This is a genomic window from Vibrio sp. 1580, assembly GCF_033340055.1.
This window is the reverse complement of sequence record NZ_JAWOVT010000013.1, coordinates 59,703-75,770: the sequence shown is the minus strand read 5'-3', so window position 1 is coordinate 75,770 and position 16,068 is coordinate 59,703. Positions and strand designations below refer to the sequence as shown.

15 protein-coding genes are annotated in these 16,068 nt (G+C 44.6%); 7 read left to right on the top strand and 8 right to left on the bottom strand.

Going from position 1 to position 16,068, the window contains the following annotated elements:
• Positions 1 to 86: 86 nt before the first annotated feature.
• Positions 87 to 620 carry a hypothetical protein gene (locus R7093_RS19075; protein WP_054574080.1) on the bottom strand — a complete coding sequence of 178 codons (534 nt, stop codon included), beginning with the start codon at positions 618 to 620 and terminating at the stop codon, positions 87 to 89.
• Between the two features lie 445 nt (positions 621 to 1,065).
• Between R7093_RS19075 and R7093_RS19070 the strand changes: the two genes are divergently transcribed.
• The gene (locus tag R7093_RS19070) at positions 1,066 to 1,500 is read left to right on the top strand and encodes a hypothetical protein (RefSeq protein ID WP_258457678.1); all 435 of its coding nucleotides are present in this window, start codon (positions 1,066 to 1,068) and stop codon (positions 1,498 to 1,500) included.
• A gap of 120 nt (positions 1,501 to 1,620) precedes the next feature.
• On the opposite strand, the gene R7093_RS19065 is transcribed toward R7093_RS19070, so the two are convergent.
• The 7 genes from R7093_RS19065 to R7093_RS19035 form a co-directional block, all read right to left on the bottom strand.
• Positions 1,621 to 2,469, bottom strand: coding sequence for an ABC transporter permease (locus R7093_RS19065; RefSeq protein WP_171344739.1), 849 nt, complete (start codon positions 2,467 to 2,469; stop codon positions 1,621 to 1,623).
• Between the two features lie 2 nt (positions 2,470 to 2,471).
• Positions 2,472 to 3,752: an ABC transporter permease gene (locus R7093_RS19060; protein WP_171344740.1), complete on the bottom strand. Its 1,281-nt coding sequence runs from the start codon at positions 3,750 to 3,752 to the stop codon at positions 2,472 to 2,474.
• Positions 3,749 to 4,870 carry an ABC transporter ATP-binding protein gene (locus R7093_RS19055; protein WP_262606109.1) on the bottom strand — a complete coding sequence of 374 codons (1,122 nt, stop codon included), beginning with the start codon at positions 4,868 to 4,870 and terminating at the stop codon, positions 3,749 to 3,751. The genes R7093_RS19060 and R7093_RS19055 overlap by 4 nt, the downstream gene beginning before the upstream one ends.
• 73 nt (positions 4,871 to 4,943) lie before the next feature.
• The gene (locus R7093_RS19050; RefSeq protein WP_005377851.1) at positions 4,944 to 5,858 is read right to left on the bottom strand and encodes a dihydrodipicolinate synthase family protein; all 915 of its coding nucleotides are present in this window, start codon (positions 5,856 to 5,858) and stop codon (positions 4,944 to 4,946) included.
• A gap of 56 nt (positions 5,859 to 5,914) precedes the next feature.
• The gene (locus R7093_RS19045; RefSeq protein ID WP_225466656.1) at positions 5,915 to 6,889 is read right to left on the bottom strand and encodes an ornithine cyclodeaminase family protein; all 975 of its coding nucleotides are present in this window, start codon (positions 6,887 to 6,889) and stop codon (positions 5,915 to 5,917) included.
• Between the two features lie 87 nt (positions 6,890 to 6,976).
• The gene (locus R7093_RS19040) at positions 6,977 to 8,050 is read right to left on the bottom strand and encodes a polyamine ABC transporter substrate-binding protein (RefSeq protein WP_005377854.1); all 1,074 of its coding nucleotides are present in this window, start codon (positions 8,048 to 8,050) and stop codon (positions 6,977 to 6,979) included.
• Between the two features lie 123 nt (positions 8,051 to 8,173).
• Positions 8,174 to 9,430 carry an NAD(P)/FAD-dependent oxidoreductase gene (locus R7093_RS19035; RefSeq protein WP_171342700.1) on the bottom strand — a complete coding sequence of 419 codons (1,257 nt, stop codon included), beginning with the start codon at positions 9,428 to 9,430 and terminating at the stop codon, positions 8,174 to 8,176.
• A gap of 109 nt (positions 9,431 to 9,539) precedes the next feature.
• Here R7093_RS19035 and R7093_RS19030 point away from each other — a divergent pair, with 109 nt between their 5' ends.
• The 6 genes from R7093_RS19030 (at position 9,540) to R7093_RS19005 (ending at position 16,068) form a co-directional block, all read left to right on the top strand.
• Positions 9,540 to 10,541, top strand: coding sequence for a 4-hydroxyproline epimerase (locus tag R7093_RS19030; protein WP_318056180.1), 1,002 nt, complete (start codon positions 9,540 to 9,542; stop codon positions 10,539 to 10,541).
• A 21-nt stretch (positions 10,542 to 10,562) separates the two neighbouring features.
• Complete coding sequence (locus R7093_RS19025; protein WP_238952348.1) at positions 10,563 to 12,095, top strand: aldehyde dehydrogenase (NADP(+)); 1,533 nt, start codon at positions 10,563 to 10,565, stop codon at positions 12,093 to 12,095.
• Positions 12,096 to 12,247: 152 nt separating this feature from the next.
• The gene (locus R7093_RS19020) at positions 12,248 to 12,922 is read left to right on the top strand and encodes a GntR family transcriptional regulator (protein ID WP_139060186.1); all 675 of its coding nucleotides are present in this window, start codon (positions 12,248 to 12,250) and stop codon (positions 12,920 to 12,922) included.
• Between the two features lie 30 nt (positions 12,923 to 12,952).
• Entirely contained in the window at positions 12,953 to 13,717 is a 765-nt protein-coding gene (locus tag R7093_RS19015) for a hypothetical protein (protein WP_005377865.1), read from the top strand.
• Between the two features lie 364 nt (positions 13,718 to 14,081).
• Positions 14,082 to 15,677 carry a S41 family peptidase gene (locus R7093_RS19010; protein WP_053303156.1) on the top strand — a complete coding sequence of 532 codons (1,596 nt, stop codon included), beginning with the start codon at positions 14,082 to 14,084 and terminating at the stop codon, positions 15,675 to 15,677.
• Between the two features lie 70 nt (positions 15,678 to 15,747).
• On the top strand, positions 15,748 to 16,068 hold the full coding sequence (locus R7093_RS19005; protein ID WP_005397755.1) for a hypothetical protein: 321 nt from the start codon (positions 15,748 to 15,750) through the stop codon (positions 16,066 to 16,068).

The window sequence follows — 16,068 nt, the reverse complement described above, 5'->3', positions numbered from 1 at the left end:
GGTATACTCCAAAGCGGGTCGGTAAAAATTCGCGAATCAAAGCCCCTGCAGAAGGAATCGGGCAATGGGCGAATACTTTGTAGGTTCTAGGCTGCTTTGTGGTCGAAAAGTGCGGTAATTTGCTCTTTTAACGCGTGCAAAAATTCGGTATTTGGTGTGTTTTCAAGGTACATTTCATACTCTTTAGAGTTATAAAAGTACTCATGTGCAGATGCGTTAAGGATCTTACTAAAAGATAGTGTTTCCAACTCGTCTTCAAGGGAACGACTGCTCAGTTCACCATATCCTAAACCGCTATCCTCAGCGAATTGGGACTCAATGTTGCTGACATATAAAGCACAATCCTTAATACAGAACTCGACATTACTTATACGTTGCTCGATGTCTTTGAGCTGATCACTGTTCCATTTAGACTTCTCTTGCTCAAGCTTATCAATAAGCCCACTTTCACGAAGCCTTGAATTGTTATCTTTAATTCTTAGTAGCTCATCAAGCACTTTATTAAACTCAGTTTCAGCTCTAAGTCTTAAGATTTCCAAATCCTTGGAGAACAGCTTTGCTTTAAGTTCACTCGCTTGGTACAAGCCAGAGATAGCAGCATTTCTTTTAACTCCAAACATAAAAACCCACCCAAAAGATACTTATTAAAAAGTAGCACACAAAAAGCCAGATAGAAGACGCAAGGTTTTCGTCATTAGGCTACATTCTACGAACGACACTCGATTGTAGCGCAATAAACAGAATTTTCATCACCATGAAACACATACTATTTGAATGAAAATCACACAGTTACTTTGATAAAAGTATTTATTTCAGAAAGAGTAAGACGTAAGTATGTGATGATGTATATTGACGCTTCAAAACAAAAAACGCCCACACTCTACTACCCAAGTCAAACACTAATGTCAGAAACTGGACAAATCACTCACTATTTACAGTAATAAGAAGTCACTGTTTCATTGAAAATCAAAGTGTCAACATAAAGATGGGAAGTAACCGAATCATAGACGGCATCGCTGATGAAACGTTAGAATGCCACTACTTTAATAATCTTCCATAATATTTATGACCGACGCTGATATTGAGCTACAACACCTTTGGTTAGAAGTCCAAACCGAACGCTGGCAAAATCTGCCACGCTTTTTATTCAGTTACTACTGCTACAAGCACAACCTTGTCAGTAAAACCAACAAAGTTTGCTGGGAGACGGCACGTGCAAGACTGCCCGCTTCAACATCAATAAAAGAGCGAAAAAAGGCGGTGGTTGAACCGTTAGTCCTCGAGGAAGCCGTGGTTGGGTTATTGAAAGCCATCAGCAAAGATGGGGAAATGACATTTGACGTGATGGGAACCACACTTGATACGTTTTTGCATTATGTTGTGATTAGCAAGGAAGAAAAAGCGCGACTTAAATCAAACATGCCAGCTAGTTGGTATCAGCAATCAAACAAGTCGCCTTTGGCACGTTTCGAGCAAGCTGGCATTAAGCTACCAGAGTGATATGTCAGTCATCGCTGAAGATACACAAAAAAGACAAGCGCCTACAATGAGGCGCATTTGGTCAAAAATTGAGGTGCCCCTAAACAAAAGTGCAAAGTGACCAACAAAGAAAAAGTTTGGTTACTCTTGAATGCCTCGAATGCGTACATTACGTCTACGCAAAACTTCTAATGTCACGAGCAAACACACCGACATAAAAATCAACAACGTAGCGACCGCCAATATGGTCGGACTAATTTGCTCTCGAATTCCTGACCACATCTGCCTCGGAACGGTTTTTTGTTCTGCCCCAGTCAGGAATAACGCCACCACAACCTCGTCGAACGAGGTGCCAAAAGCAAACAAGCCGCCAGATATCATCCCCGGACGAATCAGCGGAAAGGTAATGTGTCTGAAAGTATAAACAGGGTTTGCGCCTAAGCTAGCCGCCGCTTTTACCAAGCTATGGTCAAAGCCGCTTAACGTCGCAGTAACGGTAATGACGACAAAAGGCGTACCTAACGCAGCGTGTGCCAAAATGATGCCTAAATAAGTTTGTGATAAGCCAAAGCGTGTGTAGAAAAAGTACATCGCAGCAGCAGAGATAATGACTGGTACGATCATGGGTGAGATCAACAGCGCCATAATCGTATTGCGAAAAGGCAAGTTACTACTTGCTAAACCCAACGCCGCCAGAGTTCCTAGCCCTGTTGCAACGAGTGTCGCCATAAAAGCAATAAACGTGCTGTTTTTCAGCGCCAACAGCCACTGATCACTAGTAAACATTTCTTGATACCAGCGAGTAGAATACGCTGCCGAGTCAAGGTTTAACATCCCCTCGGTAAAAGTAAAGTAAGGCGTTGCATTAAACGATAACGGGATGATGGTCAGAATTGGAGCGATTAAAAAGAACAGCACCACCCCACAAAAAGCTAAGTAACCTGCGTAAGCAACTCGCTCTACTTTTGATGCATAGTTTGGTAATGCCATGGTTATCCCCCTACCTTAAGGTTGTTAATGCCAACCACACGGTTGAACATATAAAACAGAACCAGTACAACGAACAAAAGCAGTCCACCCAATGCGCCAGCCATCCCCCAGTTCAGTGATGTCTGCATATGATAGGCAATCATATTGGAGATCATCTGTCCGCTTCTTCCACCAACCAAAGCGGGCGTAATGTAGAAGCCAATAGAAAGAATGAAAGTAAGCAAGGCCCCCGCACCTATACCCGGTAACGTAAGCGGCATATAAACTTTGATGAACGCAATGAAAGGCGTCGCGCCTAGAGAACGAGCGGCTCGGAAATAAGTTGGGCTAATTCCTTTCATTACGCTATACAGAGGCAGGATCATAAAAGGCAACAGAATGTGCACCATAGACACCACCGTTCCGAAGGTATTGTGAATCATCTGAATTCGCTCAGAAGTAAAACCCGACCAAATAAGGAGATCATTAATGACCCCTTGGTTTTGCAGCAGAACAATCCAAGACGTGGTTCTGACTAACAATGATGTCCAAAATGGCAGCAGCACAATAATTAAAAGTAAGTTCGCGCGCTTATCAGGTAAATTGGCAAGCAGGTAAGCAACGGGGTACGCCATCACCAAACAAGTTAAGGTGATTGAAATAGACATCCAAAAAGTTTTAAAGAAAAGGTCGACGTATATTTGGCGTTTTTCTGGTTGGGGCTCAATGTCTCCAAACTCATTCACTTGCAAGTCTAGCGCTGCAAGATAATGACTGAATGTTAATGCGCCACTAAGATTCTTAAACGCCGCCCAATATTTAGGATTAGCCCAACGCTTATCCAGCTTAGCTAGTTGTGTCACCGAGCTCGGCAGCGACGTCAAACGAGACAACTTTCTGCCGGTTTTCATGAGTAAACTGCGCATACCAGACTCTTCAATATTCATCCGGTTGGCTATTTTCGGTAGCTCTTTGCTTTGATAAAGCGCAAGTACCTCAACAGAGAATGCCTCAATGACTTCTTGATGAGGCTGACCTTGATAATCCCAACTTTCTAAGGCTTGAATAGTTTGTGGTAGTGACAGGGATATTTCTCGGTTATCCACGCTTCGATAAAGCATGTCGAGGATAGGAAAAGCAAACGTAAGCAGAATAAAACACACCAATGGCGTTGTGAGCATAATGGAGCGAAGCTTTTTTCGGCGCTCGGCCTTTTGCAACTGCGCTTTCAGATTGGTTTCTTGCTCATGAACTTGGCGTTCGATTTCCAATACAGAATCTAATGCGGTTAGCTCTCGACTCATGCTGCTACCTCGCTACTTTGAGTTTGTGTCCCATCAAGAGCATGGCAATCGTCACTTTGCCAACCAATACGACAAATTGAGCCAGGCGTTAACTGCAAGTGTTTACGATTATCGTTAGGTACTTTAACGATGAAGTGACCAACGCTCTCTACTTCGACGACCAGACGATAATGATCACCGTGATAAATCAATTCTCGTAGGACGCCCGAGACTTGGTTCTCGCAAGACGCTTTCTCTGGTTGAATAACAATCTTTTCTGGTCGAATGGAAAGTGTTGTTCTCTGCCCTTGCTCAGAGACTCTGACAGGTTTCGCAGTAAATAACTCTTTCCCAACGAGCACTTGGCAATACTTTCCGTTCCACTCTTTGACTAAACCTGAGAGTTGGTTGTTTTCTCCGATAAACTGCGCAACAAACGTATTACTCGGAGATTCATAAAGCTCGGTTGATGTCGCGAGTTGTTGCACTTCACCGTGATTAAAAACCGCAATACGGTCGGACATAGTGAGAGCTTCGTCTTGATCGTGCGTCACATACAAAATGGTAATGCCAAGCTTTTCATGCAAATGTTTAATTTCCATCTGCATTTGCTCACGCAGCTGCTTATCTAACGCGCCTAGTGGTTCATCCATCAATACGAGTTTAGGCTCAAACACTAATGCTCGCGCTAACGCAACACGCTGTTGTTGACCACCTGATAACTGCTTCGGGTATCGAGTCGCAACATGCTCAAGCTCGACCATTTCTAATACACTCTGAACTTTGCTTTGAATCGTGTCACTGTCGAGTTTTCGCACCTTTAAAGGAAACGCAAGATTCTCAGCAATGGTCATATGTGGAAACAACGCATAGTTTTGAAACACCATACCAATATCGCGCTTGTGCGGCGCGAGATGATTGACAGGAACGCCATCGATATAAATGTCTCCACCGGTCGCAGTTTCAAAGCCTGCTAGCATCATCAAGCAAGTGGTCTTGCCCGATCCTGACGGCCCCAACATAGTAACAAATTCTCCAGGAGCAATATCTAAGTTGAAGTCTTTCACCACCAAATTCGTGCCATCGTAGGTTTTCTTAACGTGTTGAAAGCTGACATAGTCCTTGTTTTCCGTGCTCATGACTTCCCTCTTCTCATTTTTTGAATATTACGAATGAGTAGAGCGTCAGTTAACGCTCTACTAAACAGCACAATTACAGATTGTATTTGGATAGGTCTAAGCGGGTTTCTAACGCATGTTCAACCATTTGAATGACTTGTTGACGCTCTTCACCTTGTAAGAGTTGGCGTGGCGCACGAACTTGTTCAGAGCCACGTCCGCAGACTTGCTCGGCCAATTTTATGCACTGAACCAGCGTAGGAATGGTGTCTAAACGCAGTAGGGGTAAGAACCAACGGTAGATCTCTAACGCTTCAGCATAACGACCTTGGCTTGCCAGTTTATAAATCGCAACGGACTCTTCTGGGAATGCGTTGGTTAAACCAGAAATCCAGCCGGTCGCACCTAGCATCAATGATTCAAGAGCGATGTCATCAACACCACTGAACACGGTAAAGCGGTCATCAAATTTATTGTAAAGCTCGGTGATACGACGAGTATCAGTGGTCGACTCTTTGATAGCTACAATACTTTCAAACTCAGCCAGTTTCGCCATGATGTCGAGGTTTACATCGACACCATAAGCAACCGGGTTGTTGTAAATCATGATTGGCATTTCTGGCGTTGCTTCTGCTAGTGTGCGGTAATATTCGAACGTTTCGCTCTCAGACGTGCGGTAAACCATGGCAGGCATCACCATACAACCATCGATACCAATTTTGTACGCATCCTGCATGTAATCAACAGCTGCTGTGGTAATAGACTCTGCTGTACCAGCAATCAAAGGCACACGACCATTTACGACTTCTTTTGCCGCTTGCAAGACCTGGCGTTTCTCCTCCGGGTACAACGCGCAGTTCTCACCGACGGTACCCAGGCAGATAATACCATTCACACCATCTTTAATTTGGTTATCTATAACGGTTTGCGTTGCGTCTAAGTCGATTGACTGATCTTGACGAAATTGCGTACTGACCGCCGGATAAACACCTTTCCAATCAATTTTCATGAACTACTTTCCTTATATGTATATTGTATGCAATTTAAATGAACGAGCGAAAATGCTCAGACATGGCTATCTATGCCATTTTCTAACAACACCGCCTTTACAGCGGCCAAATCAGCCAAAGCACTGCCAACTGATTTGTATAAAGTAATGACCTCATCGTTTTGACGTCCTGAGATTTGTTGGACGCAAAGCTGCGGTAATTCCCCTTTGATATCGTCTGAAGTGAACACGCCCTCTTGAATTGGAATGAGAAGATCGCCCGCTTCGGCTAATACATTAATACGGCTATCAACATACACCTGTGCTCGTTGCACTGCTTCGGAGTCGCATTCACGCTTGTCCAAGTCATGATTACCGACCAAATCAATATGGGTGCCCTGCTGCACGTCTGCGCCATTAAACAAAGGCTCTGCTGATGCAGTAATACAGCTGATGATGTCAACATGTTTGATAACGTGGTCCACTTTTTCTACGACTGAAACACGGAACCGACGCTCATCAGGAAGCGACTGATACTCTGAAGATGACACAATGGCATCTACCGTCGCCTCGGCTTTATCTGAGTTACGCCCCCAAATATAAACCTGCTTAAGTGGGCGAACCGCAGCGTATGCCCACGCAAAATAAGGCGCAAGATTGCCCGTTCCGCAGATCAACAGACGATCAGCATCGGGACGCGCCAAATAGTCAGCTGCCAACGCAGAAGCTGCGGCGGTGCGCCAAAACGTTAAAACTTTACCGTCCACGAGTGCGAGCGGCTCACCATCGTTTCGTCTGAAAACAAGCAGCTTAGATGCAAGCGTATCTTTGCCTTGCTCGGGATTATGCGGGAAATACGTAAAGGCTTTCACCGCAATCAACTCCTGGTTCCAAGCTGGAAGTAGCGCAAACGCCTCGTATTCTCCCTCTTCTAAGGGCATGACTCGGCGTTGAGGTATTGTTGCTGGCCGCGAGTACATTTCACGCATCGTTTCAATAAGAGACTTCATTGTTAAACATTGCGCGACTTGCTGTGCTTCGATGACTTTCATCATTTCTCCGAAAACATAAATACAGTTGAGGAAAAGTACGGAACCTCGCTTATGGATGAAAACTCGGCCCCATACAAAAATTAACGCCTAGTTAAGCAGCCAGGTGTTGAACTCTTCATTGAGTTCATCAGCGTAGTCTGACCACCATTCATCGTTAATCAGGAAGGCGGTTTGGAAGTTTTGAGGTGCGGTAGGAAGGTTCGCTAAAATGTCTGGGTTCACCTCCGCCGAAGACGACTTACGCGTAGGCCCATAGGCAACGTACTTAGCTTGATCAGCTAATGGTTTTGTTCCTGAAGAAAAAGCAATGAAGTCCAATGCAAGCTTTGTGTTCTCACTCCCTTTAGGTATCGCCCATCCATTCATGTAACCCATTTGACGGTCCCATATAATCCGAAATGGTTGACCTTCATCTTTACGGGCATTGTGGATTCGGCCGTTAAACGCCGAGGCGATCACCACTTCTTTATCTGCAAGCATTTGAGGTGGCTGGGCACCTGTTGTCCACCACAGCACTTCTGATTTGATCGTATCCAACTTAGCAAAAGCACGCTCACGCCCCGCTTCGGTTTCGAGCAGGCTGTAGACCTCTTCTGGCTTTACACCATCAGCCAATAGTGCCCACTCAAGATTGCCCTGAGGTTGTTTTTGCAATGCACGTCGACCTGGAAAAGTTTTTAGGTCAAAAAGATCGGTCAACTTGCTAGGCAAAGCCTTACCTTTAAACGCGTCTTCGTTCACCGCTAATACTGTGGACACAACGATGGTATTGATTGCGCATTCGTGAATCGCACCATCAATGAAATCCTCTTGTGCTGGTGTTCCATCTGCGCCCGGAGGCAAAATACTTGGGCTCACTGGTTCTAGTAACCCTTCGGCGCAACCACGAACAATGTCTGGCTTGTCGAGAGAAACCAAATCCCAGCGCACGTTGTTCGCTTCCACCTGTGCTTTAATTTCAGCTAATCCGCCGCTGAAATCCTCGGATACGATCTCAACACCTGTTTTTTTAATGAAAGGCTTATGATATGCCTCCACTTGGCTCTTGGTGAATGCACCACCCCAAGATACGACCGTCAATTTGTCTTCAGCATAAGCAGAGGCCCCCAACAGCATTCCTGAAATCAACAGCGCCAATGGTGCTTTGGTCATTCGTGACATGTTTTACTCCTTTTGGTTGTTTTTCTGGAGGCATCCGAGTACGGCTGTTGGACACCATTTTTGTTAAAATTAAGTTAACATTAGCATTTAATATATTTTATACAATATTTAATATTAAATTTTTCAGGCGAATCGTTGTAATGAAAAAGGTGATAGATCAATCGATGTCGGCTTTCCTTCGATAAGCTCTAAAAGGAGATCTGCCGTAATCGCCGCTTGAGTTAATCCAAGGTGTTGGTGGCCAAATGCCAGTAATACATTTCCATCCCAAATGCTATCAATAACCGGTAACGAGTCGACTGTTGAAGGCCGATTACCCATCCACTTTTCTCCTTGCTTGAGTGGATTTAACTCCGATTCAAACATCTCATCACCTAACTGAAAAAGCATTTCTGAACGTTTCATATTGGGTAGTGATTCTACATCGGCATACTCAACAGTGCCTGCCAAGCGTAGCCCGCCAGACATCGGAGTCATGATGAATTTTCTATCTGCAGAGCTAATAGGAAATGGCAGTACATCACGCTTGTCATCCACCATTAGGTGATAACCACGCTCGGCTTGAATAGGCACTTTGACTCCGGTTAGCTGCCGTATCAAAGGCTTAGAATGTACACCAGCAGCAACAATGATTCGGTCAAATGAATACGTTTGAGACTCAACCAGCACCTCGCCATTTTTCGCCAACGCAGATACATCTTTTTGTAAAACCTTACCGCCAATAACTTCAAAAGCTTCACTTAGCTCAACACAGAGCTGATAGGGGTCTAGCGTATGACCTGTATCGGGAAAAAAGACGCCGACACGAACCTTATGGCTGAGATCAGGTATCCGCTCTCGAATCTCCTCTTGTGTCCAAACTTGATACGCCACACCGTTTTTAGCCAGTGAGTTAAGCGTGCTTTGATAATTCTGAAACAGTTTCTCGTTTTCAAAAGTGAGCAATGAACCATTCATTTTTATTAGATGCGCTTTTCCGATTGAATCAAGCACGCCACGCCAACTTGCCACTGACCGCTCGTTAAGACTCTTAATCGCGTTTTTTGCCCGCTCCGCGGCTGATGGCTTGGTTTGTAATAGAAAACGAATCATCCACCCGATTGTGTTTGGAATATCTTGCCAACGGATCGAAACCGGACTTTTGGGATCTAGCAGCATTTTAGGTAATTGTGGAAGCAGCGCTGGCGTTGCAAGAGGGAAGATTTGCTCAGTCGCGATATGGCCTGCATTTCCCTTAGAGCATCCATTCCCCACGCCATTGGGATCAAAAATCGTGACTTGATAACCTTGCTGCTGCAATTTCAAGCCAATTGATAAGCCAATAATCCCCGCACCTATCACAGCGATCCTTTCCTTTTTAGTTTCATCCTTGACCAACATAAATATGCTCCGAGTCACACTTGAAAACGTAGATTGTATACAATATATTTTACATTACGTTAACATCACTATTGTTTAATTCAACCATTTTTTCAGCAAGGAGCGAAAAATGAGACAAGGAACTTTTTTCTGTATTGATGCCCACACCTGTGGCAACCCAGTTAGGCTGGTAGCAGGCGGTGTGCCTCCACTCGAAGGCAATACCATGAGCGAAAAGCGCCAATACTTTCTTGAGCATTATGATTGGATTCGTCAGGCACTCATGTTTGAGCCTCGCGGACACTCGATGATGTCGGGGTCCGTTGTCTTGCCTCCTTGCAGCGATAACGCAGACGCTTCAATTCTGTTTATTGAAACCAGTGGCTGCTTACCAATGTGTGGCCACGGCACCATTGGAACCGTCACCACCGCTATCGAAAATCGCCTTATCACTCCCCAAAAAGAAGGTCGTTTGATACTTGATGTCCCAGCAGGACAAATCGAAGTGCACTACCAAACAAAAGGTGACAAGGTCACGTCGGTGAAGATATTTAACGTACCAGCTTACCTTGCCCACCAAGACGTAACCGTGAACATAGAGGGCTTAGGTGAGCTCACTGTCGATGTTGCTTATGGCGGAAACTATTACGTAATCGTCGATCCTCAAGAAAACTACGCCGGACTTGAACACTACTCTCCAGATGAAATTTTGATGCTTTCTCCAAAAGTTCGCGAAGCGGTATCTCGAGCGGTTGAGTGCGTACATCCAGAAGATCCGACAGTGTGCGGTGTTTCTCACGTGCTATGGACCGGAGAGCCCACTCAAGAAAACGCTACCGCTCGAAATGCTGTGTTTTACGGCGACAAAGCGTTGGATCGCTCGCCATGTGGTACGGGAACAAGTGCGCGCATGGCGCAATGGCATGCAAGAGGCAAACTCAATCAAGGAGAAGACTTTGTTCACGAAAGTATCATCGGCAGCCTATTTCAAGGACGTATAGAAGGCATTACCGAAGTGAATGGCAAAGCCGCTATTTTGCCAAGCATTGAAGGATGGGCACAAGTATACGGTCACAACACGATATGGGTAAACGATGAAGACCCATATGCGTACGGATTTGAAGTGAAGTAATAAGGATAGTAAGGAAGAATGATGACCCCACAAGAACCAACCACTTTTTACGCAGTCAACGCCTTTACTGGTGAGCCTCTACCCACAGAGTTTCCGGTGCATGGGGAGCAAGAAGTTAATCAAGCCGCCTCAGCCGCCCAAAGCGTTGCGCGTGAGTTTCGCCAACTAAGCAATGCAAAGCGAGCGAGCTTACTTTGCTCTATCGCCTCTGAATTGGAAAAGAAGAGTGAAGAAATCGTTGCTCGTGCTCATTTAGAAACTGCCCTTCCCGAAGCACGTTTAAGCGGTGAAATAGGACGTACCGCCAACCAATTACGACTATTTGCCGAGGTTGTGAGCTCGGGTAATCACTATCAAGCAATCTTCGATACGCCAAACCCAGACCGCCAACCACTGCCAAAACCAGATATTCGTCGTCAACAAATCGCAATTGGCCCTGTCGCCGTGTTTGGTGCGTCTAATTTTCCGCTCGCATTTTCTACGGCAGGTGGTGATACGGCTTCGGCACTGGCTGCTGGCTGTCCTGTGATTGTAAAAGGCCATACCGCCCACCCTGGCACCAGTCAACTTGTTGCCGAGTGTATTGAGGCTGCACTTGAGAAAGAGTGCTTACCGCAAGCCATCTTCACGCTATTGCAAGGCAACAAACGCGCACTTGGCCAAGCACTCGTTACCCATCCAAAAATTAAAGGGGTTGGGTTTACAGGCTCCGTCGGTGGTGGCCGTGCGCTGTTCAATCTAGCTCAGCAAAGACCAGAGCCAATCCCCTTCTATGGTGAACTAGGGGCGATTAACCCAACATTTATTCTCCCTTCAGCCATACGGGCAAACGCATCATTGGCTGAAGAATTTGTGGCTTCTATGACTTTGGGCTGTGGACAATTTTGTACAAAACCAGGCGTTGTATTTGTCTTGAATTGCCCAGAAACGCAAGCCTTTATCGAAACCGCTCAAGGGTTAATTCGACAACAATCAACGGCCACTTTGCTAACGCAAGGAATCCGAGAAACATATGAATCCGAAGTGGATAAGCGAACTTCCGAAACAGGCATTAACGTCACTCGTTCTGAACAAGCAGAAGCGACCAATGTCTCACCAGCACTGTTCGTGACGGACAGTAAAAACTGGCGTAAAAACCCACAATGGGAGGAAGAAATATTTGGTCCTCAATCGTTAATCGTAATCTGTGAAGATTTCGATGACATGTTGAAACTGAGTGATTCACTGACTGGATCGCTCACCGCAACCCTTCACGCTACCGCTGAAGACGAAGAACAAGCCAAGCAACTGCTTCCAAGTTTGGAAGAAATCGCCGGACGCCTTGTATTCAACGGTTGGCCAACTGGCGTCGAGGTTGGTTACGCTATGGTTCATGGTGGACCATATCCGGCTTCAACCAATTCTGCCTCAACATCTGTCGGTGCGGAGGCTATTCATCGTTGGTTGCGTCCGGTCGCTTATCAAGCTTTGCCAGAATCTTTATTGCCGGATTCATTAAAAGCGTCGAACCCACTGGGTATCCAACGCGCCATAGATGGCAGTGTGTCCCAATAAGATCAACAAATGGCTCAAAAAGGCATCAACTGATGCCTTTTATTTCACTCTACTTCTCAAAACCTTCTTTCCTAGTTGGTTTGTGCCAGAAAAACAATAAACTACTAAAGTAAAATGGATTGGATACAATATTAATTTCACGGGAGACTTCAATGTCACAGAAACCTGTTTTTAAAACGCGCACTCAGCTCGTTGAGGAAGCAATTCGAACTCAGATCTTGAAGGGCGAGTTAAAAACTGGTCAACCTTTACGTCAAGATGCGTTAGCAAAAGAGTTTAATGTTAGCCGAATTCCTGTGCGTGAAGCGTTAGTTCAATTGGAAGCACAAGGACTCGTTAGCTTTGAACCTCACAAAGGTGCGACGGTCACTGAGCTATCTCCAGAGAAAATCAATGAGCTATTTGAACTGCGCGCTGTCGTGGAATGCCACATTTTAGAGCGCGCGATTCAAAATATGACAGACGCTGACCTTGAACGCGCGCGCGAAGTTCGCGAACGTTTCGAGTCAGTAGTGAACAGTGGCGACGAAGTAGAAGAATGGAGCAACTACAACTACGAGTTCCACAAAGCCCTATATGCGCCAGCCAACATGCCTGAAACTATGGACGTCATTTACAACCTGAACACAAAGTGTGACCGATACATACGCATGCAGCTATTGTTTACTACAGGCATTAAAAAGGCAGAAGAAGAGCACTTAAGCTTGTTTGAAATGTGCCAAAATCGTGATATCGAAGGCGCCAAGTACCTGCTGAAAAAACACATTCTAGAAGCAGGCACAGCGATTCGAAACCTGCTGCTTGAAAGGCAAAATATCAGCCTGTAAACGGAATAACGAATAAGGTGATATTCAAGGATGAATGTTGGACCAAAATTTTTACTCGCAGCGCTACGACAAAAGATTAAAGAAGAAGGGCTTTGCTACAATTCCTTGTCAGAAAAAAGTGGCATCCCTTTATCTAGTATTAAACGCCACCTACATAATCCAGCTTTAGGTTTGGATAAAGTACTTATTTATCTGAACTACCTGAATACCGATCTCATCGAACTCGCAACCTTAGCCAACGAGCTTCAGCACCAAAACGAGCAAATGCTAACAGATGAAGAGAGCGCCCTTTTCGTTGAGCATCCTTATTTACTTGATTTTATTTATATGCTGACTTCTCGTGATATTAAACCGCAAGAGATAGCCCAAACTTACGGACTTTCTGATACAAGCTTACGATTCTATTTGCGTATCGCGGAAATTCTAGGATATGTCGAAAACTTCGGAGACGGCTTGTTTTACCGTTCTGGCCGTCGATTTATTATGGAAGAAGGTACGGCATTAGACACCTTATTCAAAGAGCGATTTCAACAAGATTCGCTTTCTCATGATATCAACCCAGGCGTATGTATAGGTCGCATTAGGCTCACCGAAGAGCAGAAAGTGCAAATAGAGGACGAGCTTTGTAATAAATTAGCGAAACTTAACGCAGTTAACACTTCCAACAATGAAGGTGAACTAACAAATATATTAATGCGCTGCACTCCCGGTGCTCAGATATTTTTCGCTGATGATTTACCTAACATTGACGGAAGCCTATTAAAGCACGTCGCTCAACTCACTAAATTAAGTTAAAGCATCAGACAAATAAATCAAACAAATCCCAGATAACATCATATACCCCTACCAAACTATTGATTCAAAGCGTTTCCTGAATCTAATTCTGATTTTTATTTAGCAAGCATCGCTTAGTCAACTAAGAACTTGTCTTAATTTCACACTTATTAATTGTCTTGTTAGATCTTTTGAAATAGACAGAAAACTTAAGTAATGACTAATTTAGCTTAAGGATAAAAGACAACTTTTTTACGTTATTTACCTCACACTATTTAACTATAAATTTGCAGACGAACAAATTAAATTAATACATTCACCTAGCTAATAAAAACAAAAGCAAAACACATAATTATAATTCTATTATTTATAAGGACATAGAAAAGTGAAATTTAAGTATTCTTTAGCAACGGCAGTCACTCTCGCATTATTACAAGGCTGTGGCGGTGGCGGCGGTGATAGCTCATCACCTACTCCGTCCACTAGCAGTGCAAACGGTCCAACATGGAAAGTTCATGATTTTAGCCAATCGTCGAAAACGTTTATCAACCAATGTGAAACGCCCCGCGTCGGACTGGACCCATATGACAACTATGCCGCCTATCCAGATAAATTGGGCTCTGCATTACACGAAAAACTCTTTTTAAGAGCTTTTACTAACGAAACGTATCTATGGTATGACGAGGTTCCTGATAATAATCCAGCAAACTACAAAACTGTTACTGATTACTTCAATACGCTGGTCACCTCTGCTACTACCGCGACGGGTAAACCAAAAGATCGCTTCCATTTTACCGTCCCTTATGAGGATGATATGAAATCATCGCAATCCGGTTTAGTTGCTGGATTTGGTTTTAACTGGGCATTCCTACGTGGCGTACAACCTCGAGACGTTCGTATTTCCTACACTGAAGAAGCCTCGCCAGCTGATAGAAGCGGCATTGCTCGTGGTGATAAGCTTCTGAAAATCAATAATATTGATGTGGTTAACACCGGTAGTCAGTCCGACATTGATTTTATCAACAAAACGCTCTTTAACCCTGACATCAATCAAGATTACACCTTCACATTTGAGAGTGTTGACGGTCTAGAGAAAACCGTGACGCTTACCGCCTCTGATGTCATGACCTCTCCAGTTAAAAATGCCAAAGTGATTACACACAATGGTATGCGGATCGGCTATCTGCAATACAACTCCTTTGAACCAAGCGCTCAAGCCCCGCTTATTGAGGCATTCAGTACGCTCTCAGCAGAGAATGTTGACGAGATCGTCGTTGATTTACGTTACAACGGCGGTGGTTTAGTCCTTCAGTCCTCGCAAGTAGGCTACATGCTAAGCGGTGCTGGTCAGAACCGAGTCTTCAGTGAGTTGATTCATAATGACAAAGTGATGCGTACCATTAAAGATGGGGATAACATCTATCGCTTTACGAATCTAGCAATAGACTGGGCAGCACAGAAATATTCGGATCAAGTGCTTCCGACACTGAACAAAAAGCGCGTATATGTGCTGACTTCAGGAGGCACGGCTTCCTCAAGTGAACTGTTAATCAACGCTTTGCGCGGCATTGATGTCGAGGTTATCCAAATAGGCTCAACAACCACAGGTAAACCGTACGGGTTCTCACCAGAACAAAACTGCGGCACTATGTACTACACTATTCAGTTCAAGTCGGCGAACGAGAAAAAATTTGGCGACTTCGCTGATGGTTTTATTCCTACTCCAAAGAGCCAAATCAATACCGAGCTAGGCTTAAACAATAGAGTGGAAGGTTGCTGGGTCAATGACGACCTAACAAAACCATTAGGCGATCCGTCTGAAGGTATGCTTTCTGCGGCGCTAAACTACATGGAAACAGGAACCTGTCCGCCAGTATCCCCTTCAAGTTTCAACGCCATGCCGCGTAACATTTCATCTCCGGAGTTAAGCGATCTTCGCTCTCCGCTACGAACAGAGGCAATTCATGTTGAGATCAACTAACTTTTTACGAATGCTGATTCGGGTTGCGCTTTTCTTAGGCACTTCGATTTCTTTGATTGGATGCCAAGCTATGTCACAAGAACCCGTTGAAGCATTGAGTAAAAAGAACTCTCCGGAAACAGTCATAGAGATTCAAAACGCGATCGCAGAAATCCAAGGGACACCAGCACCTAGAATCGCAAATAACGTATTTGAATCCTCACCGCATTTGTTGATTGAAAAAGGACGAGTAAAAGGTAACAACAATCAACTGCTGGATGGCAGCTATACGGATCTTCCAGACCAATATACGTTGCAGATAAGAGGTGAAACCTGTGGCTTGTACTATGCCAAAACAGATACTTTTGTCTCTCTCAGTTCACTAGATTGTGAGCCCATCATTAAGTTTTAG

Excerpts from the sequence above, each read along its gene's own strand:
- R7093_RS19005 (WP_005397755.1), top strand. The coding sequence starts at position 15,748 with ATGTCACAAGAACCCGTTGAAGCATTGAGTAAAAAGAACTCTCCGGAA.
- R7093_RS19065 (WP_171344739.1), bottom strand. The coding sequence starts at position 2,469 with ATGGCATTACCAAACTATGCATCAAAAGTAGAGCGAGTTGCTTACGCA.
- R7093_RS19020 (WP_139060186.1), top strand. The coding sequence starts at position 12,248 with ATGTCACAGAAACCTGTTTTTAAAACGCGCACTCAGCTCGTTGAGGAA.
- R7093_RS19070 (WP_258457678.1), top strand. The coding sequence starts at position 1,066 with ATGACCGACGCTGATATTGAGCTACAACACCTTTGGTTAGAAGTCCAA.
- R7093_RS19055 (WP_262606109.1), bottom strand. The coding sequence starts at position 4,870 with ATGAGCACGGAAAACAAGGACTATGTCAGCTTTCAACACGTTAAGAAA.
- R7093_RS19050 (WP_005377851.1), bottom strand. The coding sequence starts at position 5,858 with ATGAAAATTGATTGGAAAGGTGTTTATCCGGCGGTCAGTACGCAATTT.
- R7093_RS19040 (WP_005377854.1), bottom strand. The coding sequence starts at position 8,050 with ATGTCACGAATGACCAAAGCACCATTGGCGCTGTTGATTTCAGGAATG.
- R7093_RS19025 (WP_238952348.1), top strand. The coding sequence starts at position 10,563 with ATGACCCCACAAGAACCAACCACTTTTTACGCAGTCAACGCCTTTACT.
- R7093_RS19035 (WP_171342700.1), bottom strand. The coding sequence starts at position 9,430 with ATGTTGGTCAAGGATGAAACTAAAAAGGAAAGGATCGCTGTGATAGGT.
- R7093_RS19075 (WP_054574080.1), bottom strand. The coding sequence starts at position 620 with ATGTTTGGAGTTAAAAGAAATGCTGCTATCTCTGGCTTGTACCAAGCG.
- R7093_RS19015 (WP_005377865.1), top strand. The coding sequence starts at position 12,953 with ATGAATGTTGGACCAAAATTTTTACTCGCAGCGCTACGACAAAAGATT.
- R7093_RS19060 (WP_171344740.1), bottom strand. The coding sequence starts at position 3,752 with ATGAGTCGAGAGCTAACCGCATTAGATTCTGTATTGGAAATCGAACGC.
- R7093_RS19045 (WP_225466656.1), bottom strand. The coding sequence starts at position 6,889 with ATGAAAGTCATCGAAGCACAGCAAGTCGCGCAATGTTTAACAATGAAG.
- R7093_RS19030 (WP_318056180.1), top strand. The coding sequence starts at position 9,540 with ATGAGACAAGGAACTTTTTTCTGTATTGATGCCCACACCTGTGGCAAC.